We start from the raw sequence: 5,968 nt of genomic DNA on the forward strand, positions 1-5,968 counted from the left end.
CACTGGCTATCATATTGTGGACGTGAAGGTGGATGGCTCTTCAATCGGCGCGGTAGCCAGCCATACCTTTACCAATGTGACCGCGACTCATACCATTCACGCCACCTTTGCCATCAACACCTACACCATCACGCTCTCAGCCGGTTCAGGCGGAAGCATTTCGCCTTCAGGCGCGGTCTCGGTCAATCATGGCGCGAGCCAGGCCTTCACCATCACACCTGACACTGGTTACATTATCCAGAATGTGGATATTGACGGCTCCTCAGTGGGTGCGGTAAGCACTTACAGTTTTACTAATGTGACTGGAACCCATACGATCGAGGCGTCCTTTTCTCAGGCTATACCCGAAACTTTTAGCATAACCTTGCCACCCGGCTCCACCGTAGCAGACTACCGCATTGTAACCATGCCTCTGGAGCCTTACAACCCCGATCCCGAGGTGGTCATTGGCAACCAGATCGGGACTTACGATCAGAGCTTGGTGCGTATCGCCGCCTTTGACGCTGAGAGCCAGGCGTTTTCAGAGTATCCTTTTACCGGTCTGGATTACGCTGTTGGACCTGGCGCTGCGGCCTGGTTTTTATTCCGGCATGGCAAGACTTTAACGGCCGAAGGGTCGGAAACGCCTGTAGTCGAGGGTCCCCTGGGTGTGAATGGTTATTTCATAGACATAACCAAAGGCTGGAACCTGATTGGCAATCCATTTAATTTTACGATCAGTGTTGAGTCAACCCTCATCAAGCAAGGTTCCACCGTGGTGCATCTGATGCACGGGGACAATCAGATTACCCAGCCGGTCTTCTGGATCTGGTCCGGAGGTACCTACGTCCCGGCTTCAACGCTGCCCGCGGGTACCGGGGGCTGGCTGCTCAAATTGACAGAAGGGGACGCTCAGGCCTTCTTTCCGGCAGTGGCAAGTACCCGTTCTTCAGATCGTTTAACTGAGATTGAAACCAGGGACCTCGAGAAGCCGCCTGCTCCGCCTGGATTCCTGAGTGAGGATTCATCATCTAAAGGCGGCGGCGGCTGTTTCGTTCAAAGCGCGGGCAGTTTAACCGGCTTTAAGGGGATAAAGTTAGGATTAGGCGCCTTGTTTCTATCCGTGGCTGTAATAATTCGGCGGGCACGGTAAGGTCTGGTTTTTGGGATTTGTTTGATTCTGGGGGAACTTGAAAAAAGTTCCCCCTCATTTTTATTCCAGGATGGCTCCTTTTGCCGCGGAGCTCACGTATTTCACGTACCGGCGCATAAAGCCCGGCGGGACAGGGTGTTTAACCGGTTCAAATCCTTGAAGCCGTTTTTCGATTTCGTTTTCCGAAAGATTGACATTAATCTTTCGATCAGGGATATCAATCTCTATCTCGTCGCCATCCTTTAGGGCCGCTATGGGCCCGCCCACGTAAGCCTCGGGCGAAACGTGTCCGACGCACGGTCCTGAAGTGGCGCCTGAAAAGCGGCCGTCCGTGATCAAAGCCACTCTCTTAAGGCTTGATGTAACCAAAGCCAGGGTCACGGCCAGGGTTTCGGGCATGCCTGGCCCGCCTTTAGGCCCTTCGTAGCGGATAACAATGACCTCGCCTTCCTTGAAACTGCCTTCTCGAAATCCTTTAAGGGCCTCAGCTTCAGAGTCCATAACCCGGGCCTGGCCGGTGAAGGTCTGCATATCCGCGGCTACGGCTGACTGTTTGATTACGGCGCCTTCAGGGGCCAGATTGCCGAAGAGCGCGGCTGTGCCGCCTTCGGCCAAGTGGGGCTTATCTCTGGGCGGGATAACCTCTTCATCAAAGATCTCGGCCTGGCTGACGATCTGGCCAAGGGTCTGACCGGTGACATTCAGGGCATCCAGATGGAGGTCATCGGCCAGGACTTTCATCACGGCCGGGATGCCGCCGGCGGCGTAGAGGTCAATGATGCCATACGGGCCGTTGGGGCGGATGGCCAGCAGGGTGGGAATTTTTCGGTTTAACTCATTGAATTTCGAAAGAGGCAGGGAAAGGCCGAGTTCGTGGGCGATGGCGGGCAGATGCAGCGCGGCGTTAGTTGAGCCGCCAATGGCCAGGTCCATGATAACCGCGTTTTCCATGGCCTTTTCCGTTAGGATCTTTTTGGCCGTTAATTCCTTTTCGATCATGCTCACAATTTTTTTTCCGGTTTGGCGGGCTACGATGAGTCTTTCGTTGTGCGCGCCCGGGATATTGGCCGAACCGGGCAGAGCCAATCCCAGGGATTCAGCCATGCATTGAAAGGTATTGGCCGTGCCCATAAAGTCACATGCCCCGCAGGTGGCGATGGTGGTGGCATTTCTCCTCAAGCGATTTTCGTTGGGGTCTGCCCCTGTTTTGGAAAAGCGAACCTGATAGGCGCTCGGTCCTCCGGTCAGGAAGATGGTGGGCAGGTTCAGTCGAGCCGCGGCCATGATCATACCGGGAATGATCTTGTCGCAGCTGGCAATCAGGACCATGCCATCAAAGAGCATGCTGCGCACGTGGGTTTCCACCGAATCGGCGATTAATTCTCGCTGCGGCAGGATAAAGCGCATGCCTTCGTTACCTTCGGTAAATCCGTCGCAGGGTGCGGGAATATTGAATTCAAAGGGGATGCCGCCCGCAGCATGGACGCCTTCCTTGACTTTTTCAGCCAAAAAACGAAGGTGCATGTGGCCGGGGTTCAATTCGGTATGTGAATTGACCACGGCAATTATGGACTTTTCTTTGAACTCCTCTATGTCCATGCCGATGCCTGTGATCATACTTTGCCGGATGCGGCTAATCGGGAAATCCTGATCATCGACTATGGCCATACTTTTTGGCTTTTTCATAATGCTTCCTCCTGTTTAATGACTGTAATATAACAGGCTTTAGGTGCGTAAAAAAGTTCTTTTTTTATTTGCTTCAGGATTTGCTTGCTTATCATGATCTGAATTATAGTATCAGATGGGGATAAGATAAAACCTCTCAAGATTATTACTGCGAGTTGGGCCTCAAAGACGGTCAGTATTTAATGGACAATTGCAAATGAAATATGAAATGACCTGCTCGTTGTATTTACTAATAGAAGATCAGGAATTGCTTCATTTTTTCAAAGGCTATACATACCAGAAAGGTGAAGAATGATAAAGATGATAAAGGTAGTTAATTCCTGTTTTCCCCCACTTCCTTTATCTCTTCTTTCAGGTATAAACCCAGGAGATACGGCTTCTGAGAGGCAAAGGCTTTGGCCTGCCCGAGAATCGCGTCTTCTGCATATTTTACATTATAACGCCAGGTCAAGTAATTGAAAGTAACGCTGCGAGCGAAATAGAGCGGCTTTAATGCTTCGATGATATCTTTCTTGGCTTTAGATGATCCCATATCATAGTAAAAAAGAAGCTGGTATAACACATGCGTCCACATGAGGATATCCATCTGATAGTAATCCTGCTCGAACATCATATCGAGAGTTTCAACCTCATATTCATCCAGGTATTTTTTTAGTAGTTTTTCTCTTTGAAAATATTCTATCCGTAATTTTTCTTTTAACTCTCTTATATCAATGCTTAACTCTTGAGGCGGGTCGAGTTTTTTGAGGCCAAATCGTTTCTTCGGTCCGGGCCTGGCCACCGGTGTGCGGAGCCATTGGTCCTTTTTAGAAAGAATATAATTAAATAATGTGGTTGCAACTTGTGTAAACATGGGTCCAAGTTTCGGCGCACTAGCCTTGTGTATTTTCGCACCCAGACCGACTTCACAGATTTTAAAATTGCCCAGTATTGCATTGAGTGACATGAAAATATCTACACCATACTGCCGGGTAGTTTGAGTCCAATTTTGTTTAAGCCAGTAATCCAATAAAGCAGGTGAAAACCCAAATTCTCCACCAATAGGCTGTCTGATATCTTGATCGAGCAAACCATAAAGCAGCGGATAACAGATGTGATTCGTAATACTTCCATCGAATTGATGCCTTGAATAATAGGGTAAAGCGTAATCGTATCCTCTGAGAATCGGTTCACTTAAGTTTTTTATCCATTCCGGAGTAATCGAAGTAAGGTCTGCATCCACAACCACAATACATTTTAAAGTATTTTTAAACTTACTGGCAAATTGAAAAAGGTTAAAAAAGTTATTACCTTTTCCTGTTACACCTTTTCGAGTTGTAATATAATGTTTTAAGGTTTGAGTTTCAGTTGATAAAAAGGCCCCCATGGTATTGTCTTCGCTATTATTATCAACATTCACAATAACAGATTTCAGGTCATCGAAGTAGTTCATCAACCCCTCATCAACCTGTTTCGTCACAAAAGGTATCGAATCTGCTTCCATATAAGAAGGGATACCTACAATGAATTCAATGTCAGAAAGTGAACGTTTCATAATTGCGACTCCTTTTGACAGACTTGAAGGATAAGGACTTGTTTTCAGATAATCGGAGAATAGGGAAAAAACGTTTGGGTGTCAAGTATTATTGCATCCTGATATGGGGAGAAGGTAATGTGATCAAGTTTGTTAAAAAGCCGGTATTCAGAGTCACCCCGCTCGGAATATATAATGCCTGAGAGGGTTTTAAAGGGCTAGCTCCAGCCTCTTATTTTCACAGGCGCTGTAAAATCCTCCTGGTTCAATTTCCATTCTTCTGTTATTAAGGCATTAACTATATCATTGATTCTCTCCAACTTGATGCACTTTGTAAATTCTTGAAAAAAATTGAACCAGGCCAGGAAAAACGTGTTATAAGGGCGTTTCAGGTTTTTAGCTTCAACGCAAGAAAAGCAATAATACTTAAACGAACTGGAAATGGGATTAAAGCGTAACAAAGAGTTAGGGGCATATATAGCCCTGGGGGTGGCTATCATTTTTTGGGGGTTCTCTTTTGTAGCCACTAAGGTGGCTTTAAGAGGATTTTCCACATTCACCCTCATTTTCGCCCGTTTTGGGCTGGCCGCGGTGCTGTTTTTGATACTTTTAGCATGGCGCGGTTTTCCCCGGTTTACCAGGAAAGATCATGCCAGGGTCCTCCTGACCGCATTTTTTGAACCCGGACTCTACTTCATTTTTGAAACCATTGGCTTGCAGTATACCACAGCACCAAAAGCGGCTTTGATTATCGCCACAATTCCCATAATGGTCCTGGCGCTTGCCTTTTTCCTGCTGGGTGAGCGCACCAGGTTGGCAAGCCTCGCAGGCATCAGCATATCAGTGATCGGCATCGCAATATTGATTATGGGAGGGCCGGAGTTTATTTGGGCTCTGGGCAGCCACCTCTTTGGAGATCTTCTTATCTTCGGAGCAGTGATTTCAGCATCTTTTTATATCATCCTGGCCAGAAGCTTAGGGCAAAAATATTCAGCCTTCGAGATCACCAGTATGCAAACTATTTATGGCGCCCTTTTTTATATACCGGCATTTCTATGGGAGCTGCCAGGTCTGCAGTGGTCAGCCATTCATGGAGCCTCACTCTGGGCGTTAGTCTATTTGACGTTTTTTGCTACCATTGGCGCGTTTCTTTGTTTTAATCACGCTCTGACCAAAGTGCCAGCTCCTCGGGCGGCGGTCTTCATTAACGGCATTCCGGTGGTGACTGCCTTGGCTGCCTGGGTCTGGCTCGGGGAAAGGCTTTCTGTGATGCAGGCCGGCGGCGGCGCTCTGATTTTGTTCGGTGTTTTACTTACTAATCTTACACGCTCTCAGGCCGTGGAGCGTGCGAGATGAGTTCTAGGATTAAAACTTTTAGAAACCCATGTAATTAAAATCAATCGGGTCCTTATCATCTTTTACCTCAGGGGTTTAATCTGCAGTCCCGAAGGATGAACAATCAGTCTTATTTTTATGTTGATATTATACCTGTATTTAGCAGGGAGTATAGTAATTAGGTAAAGGTGAGTTGCCCCCGGTTTCTTTGGACACGAAATTGCATTAACGTGAGAAGAAGTTGTTCAAGGAGGTCGGGTCATGAAAGAGGAGAGGAAAATAATGGGAGAGGTCGTTGGCAT

4 protein-coding genes are annotated in these 5,968 nt (G+C 47.5%); 2 read left to right on the forward strand and 2 right to left on the reverse strand.

All coding sequences use genetic code 11. From position 1 onward, the window contains the following. Positions 1 to 1,132, forward strand: a 1,132-nt coding sequence (locus JRI95_15965) for a hypothetical protein (GenBank protein MBW2063039.1), incomplete at its 5' end; no start/stop codon positions are given. 60 nt (positions 1,133 to 1,192) lie between these two features. Here JRI95_15965 and JRI95_15970 read toward each other — a convergent pair. Together JRI95_15970 and JRI95_15975 are read right to left on the reverse strand one after the other, a co-directional pair. Next, positions 1,193 to 2,818 (reverse strand): dihydroxy-acid dehydratase, encoded by a 1,626-nt coding sequence (locus tag JRI95_15970; protein MBW2063040.1) that lies wholly within the window; start codon positions 2,816 to 2,818, stop codon positions 1,193 to 1,195. A gap of 313 nt (positions 2,819 to 3,131) precedes the next feature. Next, a complete protein-coding gene (locus JRI95_15975) occupies positions 3,132 to 4,352 on the reverse strand; it encodes a glycosyltransferase (GenBank protein ID MBW2063041.1) in 1,221 nt (406 codons plus the stop codon). A gap of 420 nt (positions 4,353 to 4,772) precedes the next feature. On the opposite strand from JRI95_15975, the gene JRI95_15980 reads away from it, so the two are divergent. Continuing rightward, positions 4,773 to 5,687 (forward strand): EamA family transporter, encoded by a 915-nt coding sequence (locus JRI95_15980; GenBank protein ID MBW2063042.1) that lies wholly within the window; start codon positions 4,773 to 4,775, stop codon positions 5,685 to 5,687. The last annotated feature ends 281 nt before the right edge of the window (positions 5,688 to 5,968 follow it).

This window comes from Deltaproteobacteria bacterium (assembly GCA_019308995.1).
Lineage (GTDB): Bacteria > Desulfobacterota > Desulfarculia > Adiutricales > JAFDHD01 > JAFDHD01.